At 47.5% G+C, this 25,753-nt stretch carries 30 protein-coding genes; 13 read left to right on the top strand and 17 right to left on the bottom strand.

Going from position 1 to position 25,753, the window contains the following annotated elements; genetic code table 11:
* The 3 genes from RYZ26_RS17780 to folK all read right to left on the bottom strand — a co-directional run bounded on the left by RYZ26_RS17780 (position 1) and on the right by folK (position 3,153).
* On the bottom strand, positions 1–2,157 hold the full coding sequence (locus RYZ26_RS17780; RefSeq protein WP_317684600.1) for a RelA/SpoT family protein: 2,157 nt from the start codon (positions 2,155–2,157) through the stop codon (positions 1–3).
* Positions 2,158–2,168: 11 nt separating this feature from the next.
* Positions 2,169–2,567, bottom strand: a complete 399-nt coding sequence (gene rpoZ, locus RYZ26_RS17775; protein WP_317684599.1) for a DNA-directed RNA polymerase subunit omega — start codon at positions 2,565–2,567, stop codon at positions 2,169–2,171.
* Positions 2,568–2,643: 76 nt separating this feature from the next.
* On the bottom strand, positions 2,644–3,153 hold the full coding sequence (gene folK, locus RYZ26_RS17770) for a 2-amino-4-hydroxy-6-hydroxymethyldihydropteridine diphosphokinase (RefSeq protein WP_317684598.1): 510 nt from the start codon (positions 3,151–3,153) through the stop codon (positions 2,644–2,646).
* Between the two features lie 121 nt (positions 3,154–3,274).
* On the opposite strand from folK, the gene RYZ26_RS17765 reads away from it, so the two are divergent.
* From RYZ26_RS17765 to RYZ26_RS17735, 7 genes are all read left to right on the top strand, one after another.
* Positions 3,275–3,874 carry a LabA-like NYN domain-containing protein gene (locus RYZ26_RS17765; RefSeq protein WP_317684597.1) on the top strand — a complete coding sequence of 200 codons (600 nt, stop codon included), beginning with the start codon at positions 3,275–3,277 and terminating at the stop codon, positions 3,872–3,874.
* A 2-nt stretch (positions 3,875–3,876) separates the two neighbouring features.
* A complete protein-coding gene (locus tag RYZ26_RS17760; protein ID WP_317684596.1) occupies positions 3,877–4,518 on the top strand; it encodes a uracil-DNA glycosylase in 642 nt (213 codons plus the stop codon).
* 11 nt (positions 4,519–4,529) lie between these two features.
* Complete coding sequence (thrH, locus tag RYZ26_RS17755) at positions 4,530–5,141, top strand: bifunctional phosphoserine phosphatase/homoserine phosphotransferase ThrH (RefSeq protein ID WP_317684595.1); 612 nt, start codon at positions 4,530–4,532, stop codon at positions 5,139–5,141.
* Complete coding sequence (locus tag RYZ26_RS17750; protein ID WP_317684594.1) at positions 5,134–5,310, top strand: DUF4169 family protein; 177 nt, start codon at positions 5,134–5,136, stop codon at positions 5,308–5,310. The genes thrH and RYZ26_RS17750 overlap by 8 nt, the downstream gene beginning before the upstream one ends.
* Before the next feature lie 131 nt (positions 5,311–5,441).
* Positions 5,442–5,768, top strand: a complete 327-nt coding sequence (locus RYZ26_RS17745) for a hypothetical protein (protein WP_317684593.1) — start codon at positions 5,442–5,444, stop codon at positions 5,766–5,768.
* A gap of 41 nt (positions 5,769–5,809) precedes the next feature.
* Positions 5,810–7,219: a PepSY-associated TM helix domain-containing protein gene (locus RYZ26_RS17740; RefSeq protein ID WP_317684592.1), complete on the top strand. Its 1,410-nt coding sequence runs from the start codon at positions 5,810–5,812 to the stop codon at positions 7,217–7,219.
* A gap of 164 nt (positions 7,220–7,383) precedes the next feature.
* The gene (locus tag RYZ26_RS17735) at positions 7,384–7,668 is read left to right on the top strand and encodes a hypothetical protein (protein WP_317684591.1); all 285 of its coding nucleotides are present in this window, start codon (positions 7,384–7,386) and stop codon (positions 7,666–7,668) included.
* Between the two features lie 58 nt (positions 7,669–7,726).
* Here RYZ26_RS17735 and RYZ26_RS17730 read toward each other — a convergent pair whose 3' ends face one another.
* From RYZ26_RS17730 to dapA, 3 genes are read right to left on the bottom strand one after another with little or no spacing between them, the layout of a single operon-like run.
* Positions 7,727–8,407, bottom strand: a complete 681-nt coding sequence (locus RYZ26_RS17730) for a sulfite oxidase-like oxidoreductase (protein WP_317684590.1) — start codon at positions 8,405–8,407, stop codon at positions 7,727–7,729.
* Positions 8,408–8,443: 36 nt separating this feature from the next.
* Entirely contained in the window at positions 8,444–8,926 is a 483-nt protein-coding gene (smpB, locus tag RYZ26_RS17725) for an SsrA-binding protein SmpB (protein ID WP_317684589.1), read from the bottom strand.
* A 4-nt stretch (positions 8,927–8,930) separates the two neighbouring features.
* On the bottom strand, positions 8,931–9,803 hold the full coding sequence (gene dapA, locus RYZ26_RS17720; protein WP_317684588.1) for a 4-hydroxy-tetrahydrodipicolinate synthase: 873 nt from the start codon (positions 9,801–9,803) through the stop codon (positions 8,931–8,933).
* 290 nt (positions 9,804–10,093) lie between these two features.
* Between dapA and RYZ26_RS17715 the strand changes: the two genes are divergently transcribed.
* The 3 genes from RYZ26_RS17715 to RYZ26_RS17705 are packed head-to-tail and all read left to right on the top strand — an operon-like array spanning position 10,094 to position 13,568.
* Positions 10,094–12,010 carry a lytic transglycosylase domain-containing protein gene (locus RYZ26_RS17715; protein WP_317684587.1) on the top strand — a complete coding sequence of 639 codons (1,917 nt, stop codon included), beginning with the start codon at positions 10,094–10,096 and terminating at the stop codon, positions 12,008–12,010.
* Between the two features lie 9 nt (positions 12,011–12,019).
* Positions 12,020–12,709, top strand: coding sequence for a haloacid dehalogenase type II (locus RYZ26_RS17710; RefSeq protein WP_317684586.1), 690 nt, complete (start codon positions 12,020–12,022; stop codon positions 12,707–12,709).
* A 4-nt stretch (positions 12,710–12,713) separates the two neighbouring features.
* The gene (locus RYZ26_RS17705; RefSeq protein WP_317684585.1) at positions 12,714–13,568 is read left to right on the top strand and encodes an alpha/beta fold hydrolase; all 855 of its coding nucleotides are present in this window, start codon (positions 12,714–12,716) and stop codon (positions 13,566–13,568) included.
* Positions 13,569–13,617: 49 nt separating this feature from the next.
* Here RYZ26_RS17705 and RYZ26_RS17700 read toward each other — a convergent pair whose 3' ends face one another.
* Positions 13,618–14,094, bottom strand: a complete 477-nt coding sequence (locus RYZ26_RS17700; protein WP_317684584.1) for a bactofilin family protein — start codon at positions 14,092–14,094, stop codon at positions 13,618–13,620.
* Positions 14,078–15,388 carry a M23 family metallopeptidase gene (locus tag RYZ26_RS17695; protein WP_317684583.1) on the bottom strand — a complete coding sequence of 437 codons (1,311 nt, stop codon included), beginning with the start codon at positions 15,386–15,388 and terminating at the stop codon, positions 14,078–14,080. The genes RYZ26_RS17700 and RYZ26_RS17695 overlap by 17 nt, the downstream gene beginning before the upstream one ends.
* A gap of 209 nt (positions 15,389–15,597) precedes the next feature.
* On the opposite strand from RYZ26_RS17695, the gene RYZ26_RS17690 reads away from it, so the two are divergent.
* Together RYZ26_RS17690 and RYZ26_RS17685 are read left to right on the top strand one after the other, a co-directional pair.
* Entirely contained in the window at positions 15,598–16,119 is a 522-nt protein-coding gene (locus RYZ26_RS17690; protein ID WP_317684582.1) for a phosphatidylglycerophosphatase A family protein, read from the top strand.
* Between the two features lies 1 nt (position 16,120).
* Positions 16,121–16,600, top strand: coding sequence for a CinA family protein (locus RYZ26_RS17685; protein WP_317684581.1), 480 nt, complete (start codon positions 16,121–16,123; stop codon positions 16,598–16,600).
* Here the strand turns inward: RYZ26_RS17685 and RYZ26_RS17680 are convergent.
* From RYZ26_RS17680 to RYZ26_RS17640, 9 genes are all read right to left on the bottom strand, one after another.
* Positions 16,585–17,022, bottom strand: coding sequence for a type II toxin-antitoxin system RatA family toxin (locus tag RYZ26_RS17680; protein WP_317684580.1), 438 nt, complete (start codon positions 17,020–17,022; stop codon positions 16,585–16,587). The genes RYZ26_RS17685 and RYZ26_RS17680 overlap by 16 nt on opposite strands.
* 1 nt (position 17,023) lies before the next feature.
* Positions 17,024–17,965, bottom strand: coding sequence for a lipoyl synthase (lipA, locus tag RYZ26_RS17675; protein ID WP_317684579.1), 942 nt, complete (start codon positions 17,963–17,965; stop codon positions 17,024–17,026).
* A 48-nt stretch (positions 17,966–18,013) separates the two neighbouring features.
* Positions 18,014–18,835, bottom strand: a complete 822-nt coding sequence (locus RYZ26_RS17670) for an arsenite methyltransferase (RefSeq protein ID WP_317684578.1) — start codon at positions 18,833–18,835, stop codon at positions 18,014–18,016.
* A gap of 85 nt (positions 18,836–18,920) precedes the next feature.
* Positions 18,921–20,324: a dihydrolipoyl dehydrogenase gene (gene lpdA, locus RYZ26_RS17665; protein ID WP_317684577.1), complete on the bottom strand. Its 1,404-nt coding sequence runs from the start codon at positions 20,322–20,324 to the stop codon at positions 18,921–18,923.
* Between the two features lie 17 nt (positions 20,325–20,341).
* Positions 20,342–21,643, bottom strand: coding sequence for a pyruvate dehydrogenase complex dihydrolipoamide acetyltransferase (locus tag RYZ26_RS17660; protein ID WP_317684576.1), 1,302 nt, complete (start codon positions 21,641–21,643; stop codon positions 20,342–20,344).
* Positions 21,644–21,667: 24 nt separating this feature from the next.
* Complete coding sequence (locus RYZ26_RS17655; protein ID WP_317684575.1) at positions 21,668–23,041, bottom strand: pyruvate dehydrogenase complex E1 component subunit beta; 1,374 nt, start codon at positions 23,039–23,041, stop codon at positions 21,668–21,670.
* Positions 23,042–23,064: 23 nt separating this feature from the next.
* On the bottom strand, positions 23,065–24,078 hold the full coding sequence (pdhA, locus tag RYZ26_RS17650) for a pyruvate dehydrogenase (acetyl-transferring) E1 component subunit alpha (RefSeq protein ID WP_317684574.1): 1,014 nt from the start codon (positions 24,076–24,078) through the stop codon (positions 23,065–23,067).
* A 386-nt stretch (positions 24,079–24,464) separates the two neighbouring features.
* Positions 24,465–24,797, bottom strand: a complete 333-nt coding sequence (locus RYZ26_RS17645) for an antibiotic biosynthesis monooxygenase family protein (protein WP_317684573.1) — start codon at positions 24,795–24,797, stop codon at positions 24,465–24,467.
* A 7-nt stretch (positions 24,798–24,804) separates the two neighbouring features.
* The gene (locus tag RYZ26_RS17640) at positions 24,805–25,119 is read right to left on the bottom strand and encodes an FtsB family cell division protein (RefSeq protein ID WP_317684572.1); all 315 of its coding nucleotides are present in this window, start codon (positions 25,117–25,119) and stop codon (positions 24,805–24,807) included.
* Between the two features lie 113 nt (positions 25,120–25,232).
* Here RYZ26_RS17640 and RYZ26_RS17635 point away from each other — a divergent pair, with 113 nt between their 5' ends.
* Complete coding sequence (locus RYZ26_RS17635; protein WP_317684571.1) at positions 25,233–25,664, top strand: GFA family protein; 432 nt, start codon at positions 25,233–25,235, stop codon at positions 25,662–25,664.
* Positions 25,665–25,753: the final 89 nt, after the last annotated feature.

Raw genomic sequence — 25,753 nt, 5'->3', positions numbered from 1 at the left:
CTAGTTTTTAGATCTCTCGACAGAGTTAACTTCAGGTGTTGCCCGAAGGGCTGCGATAATATTCGTGAGATGGCGCACGTCGTCAACTTCAATATCGACAATGATCTCAAAAAACTCTTGTGTGCGATGAGTGATCTTGAGGTTGTGGATATTGCCGTTGTTCTTTGCAATCACCATAGATAATGATCCAAGTGCCCCCGGTTCGTTCAAAACCGTAAGTTTTGTGCGCCCGACATGTTTGGAATTTTCATCCTGCTGGGTCATATCCCAGGAGACATCCAGCCAACGTTCCGGTTCATTCTGGAACTGCATCAGGCTGTCACAATCGATGGTGTGAATGGTCACGCCCCGCCCTGTTGTGACGATTCCGACAATGCGATCGCCGGGTAAGGGGTGACAACAGCCTGCAAAATGCATAGCCATCCCCGGGATCAGGCCGCGGACCGGAACGGAATCTGCCGTGGCTTTCTCTTTTTTCGCCTTCGTTGGAATTTTGGTGGAGGTCGTTGTTTTCTTGGCTTTAATGCCAGGGAAAACAGCCTCCAAAACATCGCGTGCAGGAAGGTGTCCACTGCCGACTTCAGCCATCAGGTCTTCAGGCTCATTTGCGTTGAATTTTTTGAGAACACCACTGAGGGCTTTTTCAGAAAATTCATAATCTTCCTGACGGAAGGCCCGCTGTAGCATGATTTTGCCAAGCGCTAAATATTCATCACGTTGCTGCAGGCGGATATAGCGGCGAATGCAGGCACGTGCCTTCCCGGTAACCACAAACCGTTCCCATGTCGGGCTCGGTTGCGGAACTTTGGAGGTGATGACTTCGACTTGGTCGCCATTTTGCAGTTCTGTACGCAAAGGGACGATCCGGCGGTTGATTTTAGCCCCAACGCAACGGTTGCCGATTTCGGTATGGACAGCATAAGCAAAATCAACAGGTGTTGCGCCACTTGGCAGGTTGATCAAATCTCCTTTAGGGGAGAAGCAGAATACCTGATCCTGGAACATATTCAGCTTCGTATGTTCCAAAAATTCTTCCGGATCATCCGCGCTATCAAGAATATCCAGCAGTTCGCGAAGCCAGCGATACTGCCGTCCTTCGGTTACTTGCGTATCTGATCCGCCTTTGGCTTTATAATGCCAGTGTGCGGCCACACCATATTCTGCAATTTCATGCATCTGGCGGGTACGGATTTGGATTTCAATACGGTGATGGTCCGGGCCAAAGACACCTGTGTGAAGAGACTGGTATCCATTCGGTTTTGGTGTGCTGAGGTAGTCTTTAAAACGGCCGGGCACTGTTGGGTATTTACCGTGGATGATGCCCAGAATACGGTAACAATCTTCAACACTATTGACGATCACCCGGAAAGCCATGATGTCACAAAGTTGTTCGAACCCGACATCCTGGCGCTGCATTTTGCGCCAGATGGAATATGGCGCTTTCTCTCGACCACTGATTTCTGCTTCAAGGCCGTTTTCTATAACGGTTTCTCGCAGTTCCGTCAGGATGCGGCCTACAAGGTCCCCGCCCTGTTCACGCAGGAACTCAAGCCGGGTGATGATGGAATCTCGGGCTTCTGCATTTAACTGGGCAAAAGACATGTCCTGCAGTTCGTCTTTGATCTCGTGCATGCCGATCCGTTCGGCAAGCGGCGCGTAGATTTCCATCGTTTCGGCAGCGATACGCTGTCTTTTCTCTGGTTTTTTAATGAAATGCAGGGTGCGCATGTTATGCAGGCGATCTGCCAGTTTGACCAGCAAGACGCGGATGTCATCAGACATGGCGATAACAAGTTTGCGCAGGTTCTCAGCCTGTTTTGTGTGGCTTGATTGCAGTTCAATCTGGGTAAGTTTTGTTACCCCGCCCACAAGGCGACAGACACGGTCCCCAAAAGCCTGTTCAATATCTTCTGCGGTGACTTCGGTGTCTTCGATGGTGTCGTGTAAAAGGGCTGTGATGATGGTGTCAGCATCCAGACGATAATCGGTCAGAATGCCGGCAACTTCAAGCGGATGCATGAAGTATGGATCACCAGAAGCACGTTTTTGCGAGCCATGGGCCTTCATCGCAAAAACATAAGCGCGGTTGAGGGCATCCTCATCCGCGCTTGGATCGTAGGCTCTGACCCGCTCAACAAGTTCGTATTGACGGATCATGGCTTACCTTCTTAGTCTTCGTCGTCGATTTCAACTTCGTCTTGGAAAGCCAAAGCACCAGCTGCATCCAGTGATGCGCTGTCGTCTTGAACATTCAAAGCATCTGCAAGTGCATCGGCACTTTCCTGTGCATCAGCAACAACTTCTTCTGTGCTTTCTGCTTCGTCTTCTTCATCGCGTGAAGGCGCCATACGTTGTGAGCCGCGGATCAGAGACTCTTTCAAGCCGTCGATAGAAACGGTTTCATCAGCGATTTCACGAAGGGAAACAACCGGGTTTTTATCGTTATCACGATCAACAGTGATTTCAGCACCAGCTGAGATGTCACGGGTACGCTGAGCAGCAGACATAACCAGCTCAAAGCGGTTCGGGATTTTAACGATACAATCTTCTACGGTAACGCGAGCCATAAAGACGTCACTCCAAAAAATAAAAATGCGAAGGGCGCAAAATATAGCGCTCTTAACTGTTAAATCAAGCGGAAACTTAAGGAATAATCTCAATAATTTGATCTTTAGGCAAGTTTGCGATCAAATCATTGATATGTTTCTGTGTTTCCGGGTGGGTCCAATTGCCAGCCAGTTGCTGTAAAGGCAGTAATACAAAGCTTCTTTCGTGCATGCGTGGGTGTGGAATGCAAAAAGGCTTATCTTCAATGTTGCCTTCATCTTGAATGATTTGGTCATGATGGGCGATTAAATCAAGGTCCAGAACCCTCGGGGCGTTGACTTCAGAACGCACACGACCGAAAGAGTTTTCGATTTCAAGAAGTGTTTCTAAAACATCTCTGGGGCTTTTATCCGTCTCAACCGCGACTACGCCATTGATATACCAGGGCTGGTCTGACATGGGAACGGGCGCGCTTTTATACCAGTTGGACCGTTTAACGATCTTGAGGTCATGGTCTTTGAATGTTTTCAGGCAAGCTTCCAGCGTTTCGACGGGCGAGCCGTGTTTGGGTGAAGGCAAATTGGCCCCCATACCGACGAAAATCATGATAACTCCTTGCGAAAACAGTATATTAGCGCTATATATAAAGCGTTTTTATAGAGTTGCCGTTGTATTTTGGCAATGCTCATTTGGCAAATAGATTTTTATGACGTAAGGAATTTGAAAAATGATTTTCTATCCTCAGGAACGAATGGGTCTGTTTATTGACGGATCAAACCTTTATGCGGCTGCGCGTTCTTTAAACTTTGATATTGATTATAAGCGTTTGTTGGAAGTTTTTGCCAACAAAGGTCATTTGATCCGCGCGTTTTACTATACGGCCCTTGTTGAAGATCAGGAATATTCACCGATTCGACCGCTGGTGGACTGGCTGGATTACAATGGTTACACGATGGTAACCAAGCCAACCAAAGAATTTACCGATGCGCAGGGCCGTCGTAAAATCAAAGGCAATATGGATATTGAACTTGCCATTGATGTGATGGAAATGGCGGAACATCTTGATCATATTGTTATTTTCTCAGGTGACGGTGATTTTAGACGTCTGGTCGAAGCTGTGCAGCGCAAAGGCGTGCGAGTCACAGTCGTCAGCACAACAAAATCCAATCCGCCCATGGTTGCTGATGAATTGCGCCGTCAGGCCGATAACTTTATTGATCTGACGGAACTTGAAGATACGGTCACGCGGCCAAGCAATGCACCGGCGTCCAGTCAGCCGATGTATGATGAAGAATATTTGGATGATGACGCGGATTATGTTGACTGATCATGCGTGAACCTTCTGTTCCTGCCAAAGATTGTGCACTATGTTCGCGACTTGTTGAATTCAGAAATGAAAATCAGGAAAAATTTCCGGATTATTTTAATGCGCCTGTTCCCTCGTTTGGCGGCATAGATGCGGCCGTTCTCGTTGTAGGGCTTGCACCGGGGCTTAAAGGGGCAAATTGCACGGGGCGGCCCTTTACGGGCGATTACGCCGGGGATTTACTTTACCCCACCCTAAAAACATTCGGCTTTGCCCAAGGGGAATATGGATCACATATTGATGATGGGTTCGAACTGGTGAATTGCCGGATTACAAATGCTGTTCGATGCGTGCCGCCGCAAAACAAGACGAATGCCGCTGAGGAAAAGAACTGTCGCCCTTTCCTGATTGACGAGATTAACGCGATGAAGAAGCTGAAAGCCATCGTTGCTTTGGGCAGCGTTGGACATAACGCGGTAATTCAAACCCTTGGCCTGAAGAAATCACAATGGAAATTTGGACATAATGTCCGTCATGAATTGCCGGACGGGGCACCTGTTCTCTTTGATAGTTATCATTGTTCGCGATACAATACCAACACGGGGCGCTTGACCGAAGAGATGTTTCATGATGTCTTTCGTTCTGTCTGTAGTGAATTAACTTAAGGGGAAAGTTAGTGGAAATCGTCTGTCTTGATCTAGAAGGTGTCTTGATCCCGGAAATCTGGATCAATTTTGCTGAGAAAACCGGCATTGAAGCGCTGAAACGCACAACCCGTGAAGAACCGGATTATGATGTGCTGATGAAATATCGTCTTGATATTCTGGATAAGCACGGTTTGAAAATGCAGGATATTCAGGAAGTGATTGACGGATTGGGTCCGCTTGAAGGCGCACGTGATTTCCTCAATAAGTTGCGTGAAGACTTCCAGGTCGTAATCCTGTCAGATACTTTCTATGAATTTGCCGAACCGATGATGCGTCAACTTGATTGGCCGACGTTGTTCTGTCATCGCCTGATTGTTGATGAGAATGATCGTGTCGCTGATTACAAACTGCGCCTCACCGACCATAAACGAAAGGCGGTTGAAGCCTTTAAGAAGCTGAATTTCCACACGATTGCAGCGGGTGACAGCTATAACGATACGACCATGCTGGGGGAAGCCCACACAGGTATTTTGTTTAGTGCACCGGATAACGTGATTGCAGAGTTTCCACAGTTTAAAACTGCCTTTGAGTATGATGAACTGATGGAACATATCCGTGCAGCGAGCCCGCGCTTTGGCTGAGATTATTAATCTGCGGCAGAAACGAAAACAGAAAGCCCGTTCAGAAAAAGAAAAACGGGCTGAGGAAAATCGTGTCAAATTTGGACGAACGAAAGCGCAGAAAAAAGCCGATCAGTTCGAAAAAGATAAGCAGCAGAAAGATATAGATCAAAAAAAACTGGATGAGTAATCCAGTTTTTTTATTGTCCTGCTGCTTAATTGTTGTACTTATTATAAGTTCAATAAACTCTGAGTGTGTGCTGTTTTTAGATGTTTCAAAGCTTAAGGCAAAATGTTGTAAGGCGATGGGTGACGGGAATAATGTTCCTGCCCTTCTTTCTGTTTGCCTTTTATTCAGCAGGTACAATGCCGTCCATTACGGAAGAAGGCATTGAAATTATCATTTGTAGTGGCGATGAAATTAAGACCATTGTCGTTAGCGAAGATGGTGAACCGATTGAAAAATCTGTTCAAACCCACTGTGAATGGTCTTCACATGTTTATTCAGATGCTGTAACAGCACCTGAAACGTATGAGCTGATAACGCTTTCGTTTAATAAAGCGCATGGTTTGTTTTCTGATGATGTGACGTTATCACTTGCAGAACACAATCTCTTTTTAGCGCGTGCTCCACCCCTTTCCATTTGATTTCCAATATTCTTTATAAATCAAATTGAAAGGAGAGACTGATGGTCTCTAACCAAGCAACCACTGTTGCTGAGGGTGCAATTGCGTCTTCATCTAAAAATAAACTCTATGCGGCGGCCTGGCGTTGGCATTTCTATACCGGGCTTTTTGTCATTCCTCTTTTCATCATTCTTGCCGTCACAGGGATGGCGATGACCTGGATTGCTTATATAGATGGACGTGATGGGGAAAAAATTACTGTTGTTCCACAAGGCGTTGTTCAGGCTGTTTCAGCACAGGCCGATGCGGCGTTGAAGGCTGTACCCGGTGGTACATTGAAGCAATATGTGGCACCACGTGCAGATAATCTGGCATCGATTTTTCGTGTTGATCTGGATGGCAAAGCTACCATGGTCGTTGTGGATCCCTATCGGGTTGAAGTCATCGCAGATTTCCCCCGTCGCAGCGGTTGGTATGATTTTGCCGATAATGTCCATAGTGACCTGTTGTTGGGCGTGCCGGGGGATCGGATTTTGGAAATATCGGCTTCCCTCGGGATGGTTCTGATCGCGACAGGGCTTTACATGTGGTGGCCACGAACGAATGGTTGGCGAAAGGCGCTGATTCCGGAATTTAATCAAAACAACCGATCGATCTGGAAATCACTGCATGGCACCGTTGCCTTTTGGCTTTCTATCTTTCTAATCTTCTTTTTGCTCTCGGGCCTCTCATGGACGGGCGTTTGGGGTGGCAAGTTTGTACAGGCATGGAGTAGTTTTCCCGCAGAAAAATGGGATAATGTCCCACTTTCAGATGTCACACACGCCAGCATGAACCATGGCCCGAAGGAAGTGCCCTGGGCGTTGGAACAAACACCAATGCCTGCATCGGGTAGTCAGGCCGGTCAACAGGTATTGGGAAAAGGTACGCCTGTTCGTATTGATACGATGGATGCGTTGGCGCGTAAAATCGGGTTTGAAGGTCGCTATCAAATGAATGTGCCGACCAGCGAGACAGGCGTCTATACCTTTAGCCGGGATTCTATGAGTACAGACAGCACTGATCCATTTTCAGACCGCACCGTACATGTGGATCGGTATACGGGAAAGGTTCTGGCTGACGTTCGATATGAAGATTATTCCTGGATGGGGAAAGCCATGGCTGTTGGTGTCGCCCTGCACATGGGGACAATGGGGCTCTGGAGTGTACTTGCTAATACAGTCATCTGCCTGTCTGTTATTTTCCTATGTGTCAGCGGTATCGTGATGTGGTGGAAACGCAAACCTTCGGATAACAGACGGTTGGCTGCCCCTGCACTTCCAAAAGACATGCCTTTATGGCAGGGGGCAGTATTTGTCGGATTGATTATTTCGATGGCCTTTCCGTTAGCGGGACTGACTTTAATGAGTCTGATGGCCCTTGATCTTATTCTTTTATCGCGTATCCCAATTTTAAAACGCGCGTTATCATAATAAAAAGCCCTGTAGTCAAAGAGATACAGGGCATTTTTTATAGCTTCACATTCTTGTGATCTCTTGTGATTCCCCAACGAGACCTGTTTCATGCGACAAAATATGTACCGGCCTTCACTGAGGCGCCGCCAAACAATGTTTCATTTTTACTGGAGTTACCCAATATGTCCGTCCTTACTAAAAAACAAGTTATCAATGGTGTTGCCTGTGCAGTTGTTGTCGGTGCAATGAGTGCAGCTGTTGCTCTTCCTGCTGAAGCTATGCCAAAAGGCTCTTTCGAGGTTGCTTACTGTAAAGCGAAGAACCCATGTGCGGCCAACCCTTGTGCTGCTAAAAACCCATGTGCTGCAAACCCTTGTGCAGCGAAGAACCCATGCGCAGCTAAAAACCCATGTGCAGCCAAAAACCCTTGCGCTGCGAAGAACCCATGCGCTGCGAAAAAAATGTAATCCTGATTACATTAAAGAACGTGAACGAGGAAAGGACGGGTCTGTGGCCCGTCTTTTTCTATTTGAAACGTTGATTTTTCCAGGGATCACCATAGTTGTGATATCCCCTCACCTCCCAGAAACCGGGATGATCATCTTTTCTAAAGACGATTTGCCGGATCCACTTGGCACTTTTCCAGAAATAGAGATGCGGCAGCATAAATCGAACTGGGCCACCATGTTCGCGACTGAGAGGCTCCCCATTCCAACGATCTGCAATCAATGCATATTCTGAGAGAAAATCTTTTAATGGCAGATTGGTTGAATATCCATCATAGGATCGCAGGAGAACAAATTTAGCCTCACTTGTCGGCTTGACGTGATTGGCAATGGTTTGGGTAGAGACACCTTCAAACAGATTGTCAAAGCGTGACCAGTTGGTGACGCAGTGAATATCGCATTGAACCTGATTGCGTTTCAGACCTTGAAACTCGTTCCAATCCCAACTGATTGGATGTTCGACACATCCTTGAATGCTCAGTGACCAATCGTTTGTAGAAAGATTGGGTTGGTCACCAAGGTCAAGGACGGGGAATTTACCTGTCAGTTCCTGCCCCGGCGGCAGTCGTTGCGACCTGGGTGCTAGCGACAGGGATGGTTGCTTGTGTGGTGATTTGGCACGTTCAATCTTTCTAAGCGCCATCTGGCTTAGTTTTTGACGGTTCAGTTCATCCCATGGATTTAGGTTCTGATCTTTCATCTGTCATATATCGGCAGAGAAAGTCAGAATGACAAGTCAGTATTTTTCGCGTAGCAGACGGGCTTTGTCCCGTTTCCAGTCACGGTCCTTGATACTGTCACGTTTGTCGTGGGCTTGCTTACCTTTACCAATACCAATGGCGACCTTGGCAATTCCGCGGTCATTAAAGTGGATGTGCAGCGGTACGAGCGTGTAGCCTTTCTGGGTTGTCATACCCATCAGCTTGGCGAGTTCTTTTTTATGAGCAAGGATTTTGCGCATGCGTTTGGGTTCATGGTTGAAGCGATTGCCCCCTTCATAAACCGGAATATTGGCATTGATCAGATACAGTTCGCCATCCTTTTCCGCCGCATAGGCTTCCTGGATGCTGGCACGGCCATTGCGCAGGGATTTCACCTCTGTTCCGGTCAGGACGAGGCCGCATTCCAATGTATCTTCAATATGATAATTATGACGCGCCTTGCGGTTTTGGGCCGCAATGCGCGTCGAAAAATCATCAGCTTTTTTCTTAGCTGCCATTTGTTTAGATCATATCCAGATCAGAAAGTGCCTTGCGCACAGTTTCTTTGCTGCTTTCTTCGATCTCAACCAATGGAAGGCGTGTTTCAGATGAACAGCGACCCATTAGCTCGGCTGCATATTTAACCGGACCCGGATTGCTTTCACAGAACAGGGCATTGTGCAATGGCAACAGTTTGAACTGAATTTCCATTGCTTTTGCCACATCACCTTCACGCCAGGCACGCTGCATGTCAGAACACAGCTTTGGGGCAACGTTGGCTGTAACGGAAATACAACCGCGACCACCTGCAGACAGGAACTGTACAGCCGTTGCATCTTCACCGGAGAGCTGACAGAAATCAGCGCCACAGGCAAGGTGGGTGTTTAGTGGACGTGTCAAATCACCCGTTGCGTCTTTGACACCAACGATGTTTGGCAACTTTGCCAACTCGGCCATCGTGTCCACTGACATATCAATGACTGAACGACCTGGGATATTATAAATTACGATCGGAAGATCGCAGGAATCGTGAATTGCCTTAAAATGAGCAAACAAACCTTTTTGAGTCGGTTTGTTGTAATAAGGAGTCACGACCAGACCCGCATCCGCGCCTGCATCCTTGGCATGTTTATGCAGGCTGACGGCTTCGGCTGTGTTGTTAGAACCGGTTCCGGCAATAACCGGAACACGTCCCTTTGCAGCCTCTAAACATAATTCCACAACGCGGTGGTGTTCAGTATGACTGAGTACCGGCGACTCACCAGTGGTGCCGACGGGGACGAGAGCATCAGACCCTTGCTCGATCTGCCATTCTACGTGGTCTTGAAAAGCCTGTTCATCGACTTGACCATTTTTGAACGGCGTGATCAGGGCAGGAATGGATCCCTGAAACATGACTATCTCCTTGGTATGTAGGGCAAAAAACGCCCGCACATAAAGTAATATTATTATGAAGAGACAGAACATAACTGTTTCGGCACGGATCAGCAAGTTTTGTGACAGAAAAAAATCACATTCCTTGCTTGCGATGAGCCATAGGGGCTTTTAGAGTGGTTATCCAAGTGGCGCTGAATATAAGGAAAGTCCACAAAATAATCAGGGATGAAAGACTGTTGACCTATCGTCTTTATAACCTCAAATGCGTGCAAATTTTCTGCTTGTGTTTGGTGTATGTTACTTTTTCAATGGTAACTGTTGAAGCCGCTGCTTTATCCAATAGCGATTATAAAATCGCAAAATCCGCTTTTGCAGATGCCAAAAAGAAAAAGTGGAAAAAAGCATCCCAAAAAGCGGTTAAAGCAAAAAGTGCACTACCTGCCAAACTGATCCGATGGATGCAGATTACGGATCCTAAAAAGGATGTTCCATTTCAGGAAATTGCGGCCTTTATCGCGCATAATTCTGACTGGCCGCGTCAATCTGTCTTGCAACGACGTGCCGAAGAAGCGATGGACGAAACCATTCCGGCTGGATCTGTCCTAAAATGGTTTGCCGGGCGTCAACCTGTCAGCGCCAATGGTCACATTATGCTGACAGCGGCCCTTCAGCAGATGGGGCGGATGGAAGAATTGAAGCTGCAGGTCAAAAAATCATGGTTGAAGGTTAACTTTGGACGTGATCAGCAAAAGCAGTTTTATAAGCGATACAAAAAATATTTATCATACGACGATCATGTTCAGCGACTGGATCGTCTATTGTGGGAAGGCCGCTATTACCCTGCGCGTCGTATGTTAGGCTATGTCAAGAAAGATTGGCAGCGCTTGGCTGAGGCACGTCTGGCACTGCGCAAAGTGCGTGGGGGGGTGGACCGGGCAATTTCTAAAGTCCCACAGAAGTTTATCAATCATCCCGGTCTTTTGTTTGAACGAATGCGATGGCGCCGGATCAAGGGGCGCTACAGTGGAGCACGTGAGCTTTTGTTTCAGGCCCCCGATCAACTCCCCTTCCCTCATGTCTGGTGGAAACAACGTGCCGTTATGGCTCGCCATGCCGTGCGCCAAGGGCACTATAGCGAGGCCTATCGCATGGTTGAGAACCATGGCTTAACTAAAGGTGCAAAGTTTGCTGACGCGGAATGGTTGGCGGGCTGGATCAAGTTGCGTTTTTTGGCTGAACCCAATGTTGCCCTGAACCATTTTACCAATCTTTATAAAGCCGTAAGTTTTCCGATCAGCAAGGCCCGTGGGGCCTATTGGATTGCCCGTAGCCTGGAAGATTTAGGCCGCGATGAGGAAGCAAACAAATGGTATGAAACAGCTGCAACTTATCCAACAGCTTATTATGGGCAGTTGGCGACCGAGCGCTTAGGCAAGCGGCCACAGCTGGTGATCAATACCAAGGCAGAACCAAATCGCCAGGAACGCATTGTCTTCCAGCAAAGTGAGTTGGTTGATGTCGTTCGGCTTCTGCAGCGGATGAAAGAACGTGACCACATGCGTTCTTTCATTTATCAACTCAATACCATGAGCACGACAGCTGGTTGGCGCACCTTGGTGGCGGAATTGTCAATTGCGTCCGGGCGTCCCGACCTGGCTGTCTATGTCGGGAAGAAGGCTTTGCGTGAGGGGCATGGCGTGATTGAGGCCGCCTACCCGCTTGTAGACAAGACACTGATGCGCAAAACCCCTGAAGGGGCGCTTGTGCACGGTATTATCCGTCAGGAAAGCGCCTTTTATGAAAAAGCCAAAAGTCGGGCAGGTGCACGGGGCTTGATGCAGTTGATGCCGGGTACGGCATACGAACTGGCAAAGCGGAAAAACTATAAATATTCCCGCGATAAGCTGACAAAAAATCCAAAACTGAACGTCTGGCTTGGCAGTGAGTATCTTGATGACTTGCTAAAGAAGTTCGAAGGATCGTACGTTTTGACCCTGGCATCTTATAATGCCGGGCCGCATCGTGCCCGTCAGTGGATTAAAGAATTTGGGGACCCGCGAACAGATGATCGCGATTATGTGATTGATTGGGTTGAACAAATTCCGTTTGATGAGACACGGAATTATGTGCAGCGCGTGCTGGAAAATATTCAGGTCTATCGTCATCGCTTGAAGACGACTGAAATCGCTTCTTCCCTGGAAGCTGATTTAAAAAGAAGAAAATAAGGGGGAACAATGGAGACGAAATTAGATAATATTCAGGCTTGTGTGTTTGATGCCTATGGGACGCTTTTTGATGTAGCGGCATCTGCACGACGGTGCTCTGATGAAATTGGGGATCGCTGGCTGGACTTTTCGGCCATGTGGCGCAAGAAGCAACTGGAATATACCTGGCTGCGCAGCCTGATGGGGGAATTTAAAGATTTCTGGCATGTGACGGGCGATGCGCTAGATTTTACAATGGAAACATACAATATCTATGATCCTGCTTTACGGACCAGGTTGATGGAATTGTATCTAAAGCTTGATGCTTATCCCGAAGTTCCGCAAATGCTGAAAAATTTGCGAGATCGGGGTATTAAAACGGCTATTCTGTCCAATGGGTCACGCACGATGTTAACTTCTGCAGTGCGTAAGGCGGGGATTGAGCATTTACTTGATGGTGTTTTTTCTGTCGATGAGTTGAAGGTTTTTAAAATTCACCCAAGTGTCTATCAGTTTGCGGTGGATGAACTGGGGGTCGCAAAAGAAAATATATCGTTTCAATCTGCGAATTCCTGGGATGCTGTTGGGGCGACAGCTTTTGGGTTTCAGGTGGTTTGGGTCAACCGATTTGGGCAGAAGAGAGAAAAACTTGATATTCAAAATGAACCGAAATTTGAAATTCGCTCTCTTGCAAAATTGCCGGATTTAATTGGAAGTTAATAAGATGCGCTATTTGGAACGACGGATTTCAGCAAGTGATGGCTTATCGCTTTATCTGAGGGATTATCGCCCACTGCAAGAAACCGGGCGCCCTGTTTTATGTTTATCCGGTCTGACACGTAATTCTCAGGATTTTGAAGAAATTGCGGAAAAACTTCAGGATGTGGGGCGGCGGGTTATTTGTCTGGATTATCGTGGTCGTGGAAAATCTGATTTTGATTCCGATTGGTCTAACTATGACCCCAAAGTCTATATCTCAGATATTTTTACAATTTGCGCTGCGCTGAACTTGCATAATTGCTTGTTTATCGGAACATCTCTTGGTGGCTTGCTGACTATGGTCATGTGTGTGGTCGCACCCGGTCTGGTACATTCTGTGGTTCTAAACGATGTTGGCCCTGACTTGAATGAAGATGGGCTTGCCAAGATTGTCGCTTATACGTCGGATGGATCCGCGGTTGCTGACCTTCAGGGGGCCGTTGAAAAGCTTAAAAGCTATTATAAAGATGAAGCTGGCTTTGTCGATAAAGACTGGATGGATGTTGCGAAGAAGACATATAAGCTTGAAAACGGGCGTTATGTCCCCAACTGGGATGTCAAAATTGCTGAAAACATCAAAGATCAACAAGGGGCTGAAGACCGACAGGATTTGTGGCCCTACTTTTATGCGCTAGGGGAACGTCCAGTTCTGTTGATCCGGGGGAATGAATCCAGTGTTTTTGACAAAGAAACTTTTGTGAAGATGTGTGAACAGCTTGATAATATTAGAGGAATTGAACTACAAGGTGTGGGGCATGCCCCAACTCTTTCTGAAGCTGAAGCCGAAACGGCAATTCTTGATTTTATAAAAGAAGCATAAAAAAAAGCCTGCAGAGTTGCAGGCTTTTTCAAATTCTTTTGCGCGACATTTAAGCGGATGCTTTTTTGGTCGCTGTTGCCGGAGCTGTTGTTTTCGGGGCTGCTTTTTCAGCCGTAACTTTAAGGTCCGGTTTTTGGCTTTTCTGGAATTCACCATCAGCAAGGCGCTTGCAGTGACCTTCCAGAAAGGCGCCTGTTTCAATGGATAGGTTGTCATGGAGAATGTCACCGACAACATGTGCACTTTTTGCCAAGCTGACGTTCAGTGCCTTAATCTGCCCATCGACTTTACCGTGAACGCGGATGGATTCTGCTACAATCTCGCCTTCGATCAATGCGGTTTCGCCAACAAGCAGTTCTTTGCTTTGAATGTCACCTCTTACGGTACCATCAATTTGTATTTCCCCTTCGCTGACAAGGTTGCCTGTAATAACCAAATCAGAGCTGATGATTGAAGGCGGTACACGCTTTCTAGCAGCTGAACCAGCGGAATTTGTTGTTTTGTTTTTATTACCCTTGGAAAACATTACGTCCTGCCTTGATAAATTTAAACGGATCTACGTTTTTCTCGTTAACGCGCACTTCATAGTGCAAATGGGCACCAGTGCTTCTGCCTGTGTTACCCACCAAACCGATTTTGGTTCTGAAATCGACGGTCTCACCCTTTTTAACCAGGGTTTTATGTAAGTGGCCATAACGGGTTTCAATGCCGTTACCGTGATCGATAACGATGAAACGACCGTAATTGCCTTTCCAGCCCACAAACGTCACCTTACCGGGTGCTGTTACATAGACTGGTGATTTTTTAGAAGCTGCCATGTCAAGGCCATAATGCATGGCCCAGCGTTTATTCACAGGGTCACGGCGTTTTCCATAACGGCTACTGATGTAATAATAGTCCAAAGGCTGTGCCAAAGGAAGGGATTGTCTGATTGCCTGCAAACCTTTCCAGCGGGAAAGGTGATTATCAATCATATTAAGCTTCGCTTTTTCAACGCCTTCTGCGCTGTCATCATCTTCAGAAACAGCCGCAATGAAAGGTCCGCCAGATGCTTGGGCATCTTCGCCAAGGTTACTGAGCATTTTGTCCGGATCAAGGCCTGCAAGTGTCAATGTTGCTTCAATATCAGCGATTTCTTCACTGGCCTGATCGCTGACGCGCTTAATCAAATCTTCTTGTGAATGATTAAGGCGAGCCATTTCGATTTCAGTATTGCGAAGCTTTTCTTCCAGGCGTGATTTTTGAAGGCGCGCTGTGTTGCGTTCAGCAAGTGCTGTCTGCAAATCCATTTCCTTCAGGGATAAATCACCCTTCAGGGAATAGTTACGACTGGCGAGGTCGCGCATAGAGTCTTCGATCGACAGAAGCTGATTGTTCAGGTGTTTACGTGCGATCTGCGCTTCTTTGCGCGCCGCTTCGGCCGTTACCAGTTTGTCTTTGTTTTCCAGGGTTTCTGTGCCAAGGCTGGCAATCAGCATTGTATGGTTGGCTTCAAGTTCGTCGCTGATATTGGTGAATTTTTTCTGATATTCATCAATTTCGCTTAAGAGGCTACGATAGGCCACCTGAACACTGAGAATTTCTTCGTCTTTTTCGACAAGCTCAATGTCGTGCAGAAAATGGGTCGTTGTTGTGTAGGCCGTCCAACTGAGTAAAGAGAAAGCACAGGCGGAAACAGCCATCTGAAGGCTTTTGGAGATGCGGAGGTATTTCAGGTCACCATCTGTACGCAGCACCAATTGACGTTCAGGAAAGTATTTGTCAGTAAAATCAATAGTTTGTTGCTTTAAAGTTTTTACCGGTTTCTCAAAATCGCTCATGTGCCCCAGACGTCGCTCTTCACAGTCGTTAGTTTAAAATTTTCTTCAAACCTATGTCGGTTTGTTCCCATGGGAAGAGATCAAACACAGACCCTGTTTCCCAAAACCCTCGCATTTATACAGTGGTTTGGCTTTAAGTGCTATGCCAATAATCAAAAAAATGTAAAATCTTTTCTGTTGCAAAGATATCAACCTATGATATCGCAAGAATGATTAAAAAGGGGTTAGCGGTTTTGTCATCTTCATCTCAATCTATCAATAAAGCGTTTCTGCGCTCGCCTGCGGGCATTTTAGCAACCTGGTTTTGGTCTGGTTTGATGCCTTTTGCGCCTGGAACTTGGGGATCGCTGGCGGCGGTGCCCTTTGGTTGGGGCATTCAGTATTATTGGGGATGGATTGGCTTAAGTGTTGCAACGATTCTTGTCTTTATCGTTGGTGTTTGGGCATCTGATGTTTTTGAAAAGAAATCAGGTGTCAAGGACCCCGGTGCCGTTGTTATTGATGAAGTTGCGGGCCAATGGCTTGTTTTAATTCCTGCTGGTTTGGACCCCCTGCTCTATCTCATTGGATTTGTCCTGTTTCGTGTTGCTGATATCTTTAAGCCTTGGCCTGCTTGTTGGGCAGACAAAAATATTCATGGTGGTTTGGGGATCATGATGGATGATGTCTTGGCTGCAATATACGGATTGATTGCGATTTATTTCCTGAATATCCAACTGAATGGGATGTAAAATGTTTGATGAGATCGCAACGAAAACACTGGAAAAATGCCGTGTTCAAGGACTGTCGGTCGCGACAGCTGAATCTTGTACGGGCGGCTTGATTGCAGGGGCGTTAACGGCGATTACCGGATCATCTGATGTGGTCGATCGTGGTTTTGTCACCTATTCGAATCAGGCGAAAAACGAAATGCTTGATGTATCCGAAGATGACTTAAACAGGTTTGGTGCTGTCAGTGACGTGGTCGCAAAAGAAATGGCTGAAGGCGGTTTGAAGGCCGCTGGAACTGATTTATGTGTTGCTGTGACGGGGATTGCAGGGCCTGGTGGAGGTTCAAAAGAAAAGCCAGTTGGGCTTGTTTATCTTGCTTGTGCAAGAAAAGGGGCTGATACGATTGTTGAAAGACAAGAATTTGATGGTGATCGCGATGCGGTTCGCGCCCAAACAGTTGAACGAGCGTTAGAATTGCTTATGATTCAATCTGACGCATAAAGTTCATTGGCGCGTTTTTCAAAGGCTGACATCATCAACTGGACTGCTTCGTTAAAGACGGCACCCATGACCTTTTGAAGCAAGGCGGAGCGAAATTCAAAATCTACAAAAAAGTCGATGGTGCAGCCGCCATCTGGTTCTTCGTCAAATTTCCAGTGGCTGTTCAGATATTTGAAGGGGCCGTTTTTATAAACGATCTGCACTTCTTTACCTGGATCAAGGGTTACTTCTGATGTGTATTTTTCCCGGATCATTTTAAAACCGATGACCATATCAGCGATCATGCGGTTATCTTTATTTTCACGCACGCGCGTTGCCACACACCAGGGAAGAAAATCCGGGTAGGACGCGACATCGGCGACGAGATCATACATCTGCGTCGCCGAATGTGGGCAATATTTAATTTCTGCGTGCGTAGGCATGTTACTTCTTAGCTAATTGTTCCTCACGCGCAGCACGTAACTTGGCAAAATCTTGATCCGCATGATAGCTGGATCGGGTCAGAGGCGTCGAAGAAACCAGCAGGAAACCTTTACGTTTCGCGATTTTTGCATATTCTTCAAATTCCTCCGGTGTGACAAAACGATCAACCGGTGCGTGCTTCGGTGTTGGTGCTAAGTACTGCCCAATGGTCAGAAAGTCAACATCTGCGCATCGCATATCATCCATTACCTGGATAACTTCTTCTTTGGTTTCCCCTAAACCAACCATGATTCCTGACTTGGTAAACATGTGTGGATCAAGCTCCTTTGCCCGTTGAAGAACGCGCAGAGAATAGAAATAGCGCGATCCCAACTGAACGGACGGGAAAAGTCGTGGAACAGTTTCTAGGTTGTGGTTAAACACATCTGGTTTGGATGCAATAACATGTTCCAAAGCACCTTCTTTCCCTCGAAAATCAGGGGTTAGAATCTCAATCGTGGTTTCTGGTGATTTTTCACGGATTTTTTCGATGCACTGAACGAATTGGTCCGCCCCACCATCATCCATATCATCACGATCAACAGAGGTGATAACGACATGTTTCGCCCCCATGGTGGCAACGGAGATGGAAACATTTTCCGGCTCCATTGGGTCAGCCGCGTTTGGCTTGCCAGTAATCACGTTACAGAAGGTGCAGGCACGGGTGCAAATCTCACCCAGGATCATGAAGGTTGCGTGCTTGCGTTCCCAGCATTCCCCGATATTTGGGCAGGATGCTTCTTCACAGACCGTGTGAAGCTTTTTATCACGCATCAGTTTACGTGTTTCATTGTAGCCCTTTGATGTGGGGGCTTTGACACGTATCCAGGCCGGTTTGCGTTGAACCGGGTTGTCCGGATTCTTTTGCTTTTCGGGGTGACGCAATTTTGGTGCTTCACTCATGATCTTGTGATCCTTCTTTTCTGCAAGTGTTCCTACCCGCAGGGAATGTTAATTCGGTTTTACCGCTTCGATGGAGGCAGAAGCGACATATTGTTCAATGCCACGACCTGGCGCCCAATCGGCGATATATTCACGGCTTTCTTCTTTGATATCGATCTTGATATCGGTAAACCCAGCCTCAGCCATCCATTTGGTCAAATCTTCGACGGACGCAGCACCTGATACGCAACCACACAGCAGTTCTGTATCATTTTGGATGTCTTTCGGCATGTCATGTGTCTGTACAACATCTGAGATTGCAACGCGACCACCCGGTTTCAAGACGCGGAACGATTCTTCAATAACGCGGTCTTTACGGGGGCTTAGATTGACAACGCAGTTTGAGATAATGACATCGGCTGTATCGTTGGCAATGGGCAGGTTTTCGATTTCACCAAGGCGGAAGTCAACGTTATCAGCACCAATCTTTTTGGCGTTATCGCGCGCTTTTCTCAGCATGTCCGGTGTCATATCAACGCCGATGACCTGACCGGAGGTTCCAACCTGTTTGCTGGCGAGGAAACAGTCAAATCCACCCCCGGCACCAAGATCAACAACGGTTTCACCTTCTTTCATCGCAGCGATAGCTGACGGGTTTCCGCACCCCAAGCCCATGTTCGCGCCATCTGGAACGGCTGCCAGTTCTTCATCGCTGTAGCCAAAGTTTTTGGCAAACTCTTCTGCGGATGGTGTATCGCTTCCGCCTGTCGCGGGGAGGCAACAGCCAGCGTTTCCACCGGAATTGGCAATGGAAGCATAACTTTCAGAAACGGCCTTGCGCACATCGTCTTCAGTTTTTGCTTCAGTTTTTGGACCGCAACAGCTGGACATTTTGACCTCAAGTGTTGGTTAAAAAAAAGACGAGAAAGAAACTATAGCCCCCTCCCCGTCTTTTCAATTTACTTTTTAAGAAATTCTAGAAGTGAATGGCTTTGCCATACGCATCCAGAACACTTTCATGCATCATTTCCGAAAGTGTTGGATGTGGGAAGACTGTATGCATGAGGTCTTCTTCTGTCGTTTCCAAAGACTTGGCAACGCCAAAGCCCTGGATTAGCTCAGTTACTTCAGCACCGACCATGTGAGCACCCAGCAGTTCACCAGTTTTCTCATCAAAGACAGTTTTAACCAGACCATCTGGCGCACCCAAAGCAATTGCCTTACCGTTACCCATGAATGGGAAACGGCCGACTTTTACTTTGTAGCCGGCCTCTTTGGCTGCTTTTTCCGTCAGACCTACAGAAGCGACCTGTGGTTCACAGTATGTACAGCCTGGGATAAGGGCTTTATCCAGTGGGTGTACGCCTTTCTGACCAGCGATCTTTTCAACGCAGATGATGGCTTCGTGGGAAGCTTTGTGGGCAAGACATGGCGCACCGGCAACGTCGCCGATGGCATAAATGCCTTCAGCAGATGTTTTGCAGTAGCCGTCAATGGCTACAAAACCACGCTCGTCCAGCTTGACGCCAGCCGCTTCAAGACCGATGTTTTCAACGTTTGGCACAACACCAACGGCTGTGATGACTTTATCCACCTTGATGGTTTCCTGCTTGCCTTTTTTCTCAAGGGTTGCAGTTACACCATCAGCCGCTTTGTCCAATTTCTTAACGAAAGTGCCTGTCTTGAACTTCATGCCACGTTTTTCCATTTGCTTTTGGGCAAGTTTGGAAATTTCTTCATCTTCAACAGGCATGATGGTGTCGAGGGCTTCAACAACGGTCACGTCTGCACCAAATGTGTGGAAGAAGTTGGCAAATTCAATCCCGATGGCACCGGAACCGATAACCAGCAGAGACTTTGGTACTTCGTTTGGAACCAGTGATTCCATGTACGTCCAGACTTGCTTACCATCAGGCTCAAGACCCGGGAAGGATTTGGCACGTGCACCAGTTGCCATGATGATGTGTTTGGAAGACAGTGTTGTGAAGACTTTACCGTCTTTTTCAACAGCCAGCTTGCCGTCACCCAGAAGCTTGCCATAACCGTCGATGACAGTAACTTTATTCTTCTTAAGCAGGTGGCCTACACCACCAGATAGTTGTTTGGACACAGCGCGTGAACGTTCAACAATCTTTGCCAGATCGAATGAAATGTCCTTTGCACCCAAACCAAAGCTTGCAGCGTGTTTCATGTGTTCATAGATTTCGGCAGAACGCAGAAGTGCTTTTGTCGGGATACAACCCCAGTTCAAACAGATGCCGCCGAGATGATTGGCTTCAACCAGGGCAACTTTCATGCCCAGCTGAGCTGCACGGATCGCGCCGACATAACCACCAGGGCCTGCGCCGACAACAATGACGTCAAAATTAGTATCAGACATTCTAAATTTCCTATCTCTTAGAGCATCAATGAAATCGGATCTTCGATAAGGCTCTTAAGTTCCTTAATGAAGGCCGCACCAGCAGCACCGTCGATACAACGGTGATCAACTGCCAAGGTCAGTGTCACAACGGTTGCAACAGCCAAAGCGCCGTCTTTAACGACAGGACGTTGGTCGCCAGCACCGATAGACAGGATACCGCCTTGTGGTGGGTTGATGATGGAGTTGAAGCTCTTGATCCCGAACATGCCGAGGTTAGAGATGGTGAATGTACCGCCCTGATATTCTTCAGGTGACAGTTTGCCTTCGCGCGCACGACCAGCAAGGTCTTTGGCTTCATTTGCCAATGTTGCCAGACCTTTGGATGCTGCATCTTTGATGATTGGCGTAATCAGGCCGCCCTCAACGGCAACCGCGATGGCCATATCAACCTGTTTGAATTTCAGGATCGCACCGTCTGTATAGGCAACGTTACAATCTGGAACACGTGTCAGGGCCAAAGAAGTAGCTTTCACGAGGAAGTCATTTACAGAGATTTTGTAATCTGCACCATCGCGAGAGTTCAGTTCTTTACGCAGCGCCAGAAGCTTGTCGATCTCAACGTCAACCTGCAGGTTGAAGTGTGGGATGTCGCGTGCTGATTCTGTCAAACGTTTTGCAATTGTTTTGCGCATGTTTGAGTTTGGAACAGCTTCGTATTCTGGCAGCAATTTGAAGATTGGATCATCTTCAGACAATGTATTGCTTTCTGCTGCAGCGGCTTTTGGCGCAGGCTTGTCAGCGGTAGGTGCCGCTGCTTTACCTGTACCAGCAGCCAGTGCCGCATCCACATCGCGCTTAACAACACGACCGCGTGGTCCTGTGCCGGAAATTGCTTTGATGTCCAGGCCTTCCTGTGCCGCAATGCGACGTGCAAGTGGGCTTGAGAAAACACGTTCGCCACTGTCAGACACAGGGGCGGCTGGGGCTGGTGCCGCCGCTGCAGCTGGTGCAGGTGCAGCATTTTCAGCAGCCGCTGGTGCTGCCGCAGGAACTGGTGCAGCCGTTGCTGCGCCTTCCAAAGCGCTTTCATCTTCGCCTTCTTCAAGCAACAGGGCAATCAGTTCATTGACTTTCACGCCTTCTGTGCCTTCAGCAACGAGGATTTTACCCATGGTGCCTTCGTCAACAGCTTCGACTTCCATGGTTGCTTTGTCGGTTTCGATTTCAGCGATTACGTCGCCGCTTTCGACCGTGTCACCTTCAGCGACACACCATTTTGCCAGGTTACCTTCTTCCATCGTCGGAGAAAGTGCAGGCATTAAAATTTGAATAGGCATAATGCTTAATTCCTTTATCCGAGATTACTTGTAACAAACCGCTTTAGAGGCTGCGACGATGTCTGTCACAGTCGGCAAAGCGAGTTTTTCAAGGTTCGCCGCATATGGCATTGGAACGTCTGCACCAGCAACACGTGTTACAGGCGCATCCAGATAATCAAAGGCATGTTCCATCACCTGTGTGGCGATCTCAGAACCGATGTTGGCATATGCCCAGCCTTCTTCCACAGTCACCAGACGGTTTGTTTTCTTAACAGACTCGATGATGGTGTGTGTATCCAGCGGACGCAGCGAACGCAGGTTGATAACTTCTGCAGAGATACCTTCTTCTGCCAGTTTTTCAGCAGCTTCCAGTGCCCAGCCAACAGAAATAGAGTAACCGACCAGCGTAACGTCTGTACCAGGACGTTCGATTTTTGCTTTACCGAATGGGATAACGAAATCTTCATCAGTTGGACAATCGAATGTCTTACCGTAGAGAACTTCGTTTTCCAGAACGATAACTGGGTTGGGGTCGCGAACAGCCGCTTTCAACAGGCCTTTAGCATCTTCTGCTGAATAAGGTGTGACAACCTTCAGACCAGGACAGTGGGCGTACCAGGATGCGTAACATTGTGAGTGCTGAGCAGCCACACGGGATGCCGCACCGTTACAACCGCGGAATACGATCGGACAGGAAATCTCACCACCAGACATGTAAAGTGTCTTGGCAGCAGAGTTGATGATATGATCAACCGCTTGCATGGCGAAGTTGAATGTCATGAATTCAACGATTGGCTTCAGGCCGGACCATGCCGCACCAACACCAACACCAGTAAAGCCGATTTCTGTGATCGGTGTATCAACAACACGTTTTTCACCGAATTCATCTAGCAGACCCTGGGAGATTTTGTAAGCGCCTTGGTATTCGGCAACTTCTTCACCCATGATCAGAACTTTGTCGTCACGACGGAATTCTTCAAACAAAGCTGTGTTCAGCGCCTGGCGAACAGTCATCGCTTCGGTTGGGCCGTCATATGCATCTTCAGCTACAGGTGCAGGAACCGCAGAGGCTGTTGGCGCAGCTGTTGCTTCTGCAACCGGGGCTGCTTCTGCAGGGGCCGCAGCAGGGGCAGCGCCGCCAGCAGCGTAGTTATCAACCGCAGAAGCATCTTCACCTTCGTCCAGCAACAGGGCGATCAGTTCGTTTACTTTTACGTTTTCAGTGCCTTCTGGAACCAGAATTTTGCCGAGAACACCTTCATCGACAGCTTCGACTTCCATTGTGGCTTTATCAGTTTCGATTTCAGCGATGACGTCACCGCTTTCAACCGTGTCACCTTCTGCCTTGCACCATTTGGCGAGGTTGCCCTCTTCCATTGTTGGTGAAAGCGCAGGCATAAGAATTTCAATAGGCATTAACTTTTCTCTCTTCTCTATGCTTAAGCTTCCACCAGAACGTCGGTCCACAGCTCACTTTCGGCTGGTTCCGGGCTGGTTTGAGCAAATTCTGCGGATTTTGTCACAATCGCTTTGATCTCTTTGTCGATTTCTTTCAGCGCAGCTTCATCAGCATGACCGCCTTCAGTCAACAGAGCGCGAACGTAATCAATCGGGTCGCTTTCAGAACGTACTTTTTGTACTTCTTCTTTCGCACGATATTTCGCTGGATCAGACATAGAGTGACCACGGTAACGATAAGTCTTCATTTCAAGAATGATTGGACCTTCACCGCGGCGACATTTCTCAGCAGCTTCTTTTGCTGCTTCACGAACTTCAAGAACGCTCATGCCATTAACCTGAATGCCGGGGATGCCGTGTGCCGCGCCGCGTTCATAAAGGTTTGTGTTGGAAGATGCACGTTCCAGAGAAGTTCCCATGCCGTATTGGTTGTTCTCAATAACATAGACAACAGGCAGTTTCCAAAGAGCTGCCATGTTGAAGGCCTCATAAACCTGGCCTTGGTTAACTGCGCCATCACCCATATAGGCAAAGTTCACGCCGCCATCTTCATTGTATTTGTGACCGAAGGCCAGGCCTGTCCCCAAGGGGATCTGGGCGCCAACGATACCGTGACCACCGTAAAAACCGCTCTCTTTGGAGAACATGTGCATAGAGCCACCCTTACCTTTTGACAGGCCACCCTCACGACCAGTCAATTCGGCCATTACGCCGTCCGGGCTCATGCCACAGGCCAGCATGTGGCCGTGATCACGATAAGATGTGATCAGTGTATCCTGCGGATTTGCGATGGATTGAATACCAACAACAACGGCCTCTTGACCGATGTAAAGGTGACAGAACCCCCCGATGAGGCCCATACCGTACAATTGACCCGCTTTTTCTTCAAAGCGACGGATCAAAAGCATTTCCTTATAGAACTCAAGCAGTTCTTCAGGTGTTGCTTCGGGTTTTTTGTTTTTACCCCGAGTGCTGCGTTTTGTTTGTGTTGCCATAGGACTCCCCTTGGCTAGGCGTGAAAGCATTGTTTTGATGCGAATTTGTAAGTCTATGAAACGCAATTGAGGGGCAAATGCAAAGCTTTTCACTTTATATAAGTTACTGTGCTGCAATGCAAAAGAGTGAGTTAACTTTGTTTTAGTTAATCTATCGGTCAGGGTTTTTGCGTAAAATGACCAAAATATTTCAATTTTAAGACGCTCTTAACCCCTTGCAAAACATGGTTATTAACTGTTGTGTGGTTAATATGGATAAGTTTTCTCTACGCGTAAAGTTGATGCGGATGTCTAAAAGTTGAAAATTTTTCTATGTTGCGTTGCGCAAATTATATATTTTCTCTGAGGCGGTATTTGAATACCAAAAGATATGATGGATTCGAGATTTAGTTTTTAATCCACCGATACCCATGTTCGACTTTGGCGATCTGTAACTGATAATCTTCGTACCAGCTTTGCTTGCCTTCTTCGCGGGCATCAACATGTTCCAGATTATGTTTCCAGCTTTTGATCGCGTCCATATCTTTCCAGTAGGAAACGGTAATCCCCTTCCCGCTTTCTTCACGCACACTTTCCATGCCGAGGTAGCCGTCTTGCTGTTGGGCAAGCTCTACCATCCGATCCGCCGTCTTGCCGTAGCCTTCCCCGTCAGCCTCTGTACGCTGATTTACGAAGATAACGGCGTAGTATGGCGGTTCAGGTAAGGTTTTGGCACTCATGATCGGCTCACTTCACAATGATGGCAATTTCGTTTGGGTGGGCAAAGTTCAGGACAGCGCGTGCCCGTTCTTCCAGTAAATCAGGATCAAGGCTTTCCGGGCGCAATAAAGAAACACGGTGTTCCAGGCGAATACGTTCTGACTTGATCTGGGCCAGTTGTTGTTTGGTCTTTTCAACACGATGCTGGTAATCAAGCAAAGATCGAATACCGCGATCCCCCTGGACAGCATGATAGGCAAAATAAAGCACCACGCACACGCCAAGAACCGGCAGGAAAACCCCCGGCTGAACCTTGGTTAGAGCTGTACGCCAAGTCTTCATAAAAATGGTGCCTTTATTTTTGCAAAATACTGTATCTTTTATGAAGCCAATTGGTAAACAAATTCTATACTTTAGAATAAGATTGAGGCTGATTTGATCAAAGGATGGATGTGATGACAGATCAATGGATTAAAGGTTCCTGCCTGTGTGGGGATATATCCTATAAAGTCAAAGACATAGGCGAACGTATGGGACATTGCCATTGTTCAATGTGCCGAAAGTTTCATGGGGCTGCTTACGCGACATTTGGTGAAGTTTCGGCTGAAAACTTTGTTTGGACCAAGGGGGAAAGTCAGGTTGCCAGCTTTAAAGGGGAAAATGGCACGATTCGAAAGTTTTGCCCGAACTGCGGGTCCAGCTTGATCTTTGAAGCTTCCGGGGCATCTGGTGAAATCGTCGAATTTGCCCTTGCCACCCTGGATGATGAGGTGCCGCTAAATCCTGATGCGCATATCTACACTGATTACAAAGCATCTTGGGCTTTTGTGGATGACGGCCTGCCCTGCTATCACGAAGGGCGTGATGGGGAACCCATAAAAAAATAATGACCCGTCCTAAAATACGTTGACGGTTTTAGGTTAAGCCCGTTGCTTTTGGCAGCGGGCTTTTCTGTGCATTTGGTTTGGCGTTTTCA

The sequence above is a fragment of the Terasakiella sediminum genome (assembly GCF_033100395.1).
GTDB lineage: Bacteria > Pseudomonadota > Alphaproteobacteria > Rhodospirillales > Terasakiellaceae > Terasakiella.
This window is presented reverse-complemented; position numbering and strand designations above follow the sequence as displayed.

Excerpts from the sequence above, each read along its gene's own strand:
- RYZ26_RS17780 (WP_317684600.1), bottom strand. The coding sequence starts at position 2,157 with ATGATCCGTCAATACGAACTTGTTGAGCGGGTCAGAGCCTACGATCCA.
- rpoZ (WP_317684599.1), bottom strand. The coding sequence starts at position 2,567 with ATGGCTCGCGTTACCGTAGAAGATTGTATCGTTAAAATCCCGAACCGC.
- folK (WP_317684598.1), bottom strand. The coding sequence starts at position 3,153 with ATGATTTTCGTCGGTATGGGGGCCAATTTGCCTTCACCCAAACACGGC.
- RYZ26_RS17765 (WP_317684597.1), top strand. The coding sequence starts at position 3,275 with ATGATTTTCTATCCTCAGGAACGAATGGGTCTGTTTATTGACGGATCA.
- RYZ26_RS17760 (WP_317684596.1), top strand. The coding sequence starts at position 3,877 with ATGCGTGAACCTTCTGTTCCTGCCAAAGATTGTGCACTATGTTCGCGA.
- RYZ26_RS17745 (WP_317684593.1), top strand. The coding sequence starts at position 5,442 with ATGTTCCTGCCCTTCTTTCTGTTTGCCTTTTATTCAGCAGGTACAATG.
- RYZ26_RS17740 (WP_317684592.1), top strand. The coding sequence starts at position 5,810 with ATGGTCTCTAACCAAGCAACCACTGTTGCTGAGGGTGCAATTGCGTCT.
- RYZ26_RS17735 (WP_317684591.1), top strand. The coding sequence starts at position 7,384 with ATGTCCGTCCTTACTAAAAAACAAGTTATCAATGGTGTTGCCTGTGCA.
- RYZ26_RS17730 (WP_317684590.1), bottom strand. The coding sequence starts at position 8,407 with ATGAAAGATCAGAACCTAAATCCATGGGATGAACTGAACCGTCAAAAA.
- smpB (WP_317684589.1), bottom strand. The coding sequence starts at position 8,926 with ATGGCAGCTAAGAAAAAAGCTGATGATTTTTCGACGCGCATTGCGGCC.
- dapA (WP_317684588.1), bottom strand. The coding sequence starts at position 9,803 with ATGTTTCAGGGATCCATTCCTGCCCTGATCACGCCGTTCAAAAATGGT.
- RYZ26_RS17715 (WP_317684587.1), top strand. The coding sequence starts at position 10,094 with ATGGTAACTGTTGAAGCCGCTGCTTTATCCAATAGCGATTATAAAATC.
- RYZ26_RS17710 (WP_317684586.1), top strand. The coding sequence starts at position 12,020 with ATGGAGACGAAATTAGATAATATTCAGGCTTGTGTGTTTGATGCCTAT.
- RYZ26_RS17705 (WP_317684585.1), top strand. The coding sequence starts at position 12,714 with ATGCGCTATTTGGAACGACGGATTTCAGCAAGTGATGGCTTATCGCTT.
- RYZ26_RS17700 (WP_317684584.1), bottom strand. The coding sequence starts at position 14,094 with ATGTTTTCCAAGGGTAATAAAAACAAAACAACAAATTCCGCTGGTTCA.
- RYZ26_RS17695 (WP_317684583.1), bottom strand. The coding sequence starts at position 15,388 with ATGAGCGATTTTGAGAAACCGGTAAAAACTTTAAAGCAACAAACTATT.
- RYZ26_RS17690 (WP_317684582.1), top strand. The coding sequence starts at position 15,598 with ATGATTAAAAAGGGGTTAGCGGTTTTGTCATCTTCATCTCAATCTATC.
- RYZ26_RS17685 (WP_317684581.1), top strand. The coding sequence starts at position 16,121 with ATGTTTGATGAGATCGCAACGAAAACACTGGAAAAATGCCGTGTTCAA.
- RYZ26_RS17680 (WP_317684580.1), bottom strand. The coding sequence starts at position 17,022 with ATGCCTACGCACGCAGAAATTAAATATTGCCCACATTCGGCGACGCAG.
- lipA (WP_317684579.1), bottom strand. The coding sequence starts at position 17,965 with ATGAGTGAAGCACCAAAATTGCGTCACCCCGAAAAGCAAAAGAATCCG.
- RYZ26_RS17670 (WP_317684578.1), bottom strand. The coding sequence starts at position 18,835 with ATGTCCAGCTGTTGCGGTCCAAAAACTGAAGCAAAAACTGAAGACGAT.
- lpdA (WP_317684577.1), bottom strand. The coding sequence starts at position 20,324 with ATGTCTGATACTAATTTTGACGTCATTGTTGTCGGCGCAGGCCCTGGT.
- RYZ26_RS17660 (WP_317684576.1), bottom strand. The coding sequence starts at position 21,643 with ATGCCTATTCAAATTTTAATGCCTGCACTTTCTCCGACGATGGAAGAA.
- RYZ26_RS17655 (WP_317684575.1), bottom strand. The coding sequence starts at position 23,041 with ATGCCTATTGAAATTCTTATGCCTGCGCTTTCACCAACAATGGAAGAG.
- pdhA (WP_317684574.1), bottom strand. The coding sequence starts at position 24,078 with ATGGCAACACAAACAAAACGCAGCACTCGGGGTAAAAACAAAAAACCC.
- RYZ26_RS17645 (WP_317684573.1), bottom strand. The coding sequence starts at position 24,797 with ATGAGTGCCAAAACCTTACCTGAACCGCCATACTACGCCGTTATCTTC.
- RYZ26_RS17640 (WP_317684572.1), bottom strand. The coding sequence starts at position 25,119 with ATGAAGACTTGGCGTACAGCTCTAACCAAGGTTCAGCCGGGGGTTTTC.
- RYZ26_RS17635 (WP_317684571.1), top strand. The coding sequence starts at position 25,233 with ATGACAGATCAATGGATTAAAGGTTCCTGCCTGTGTGGGGATATATCC.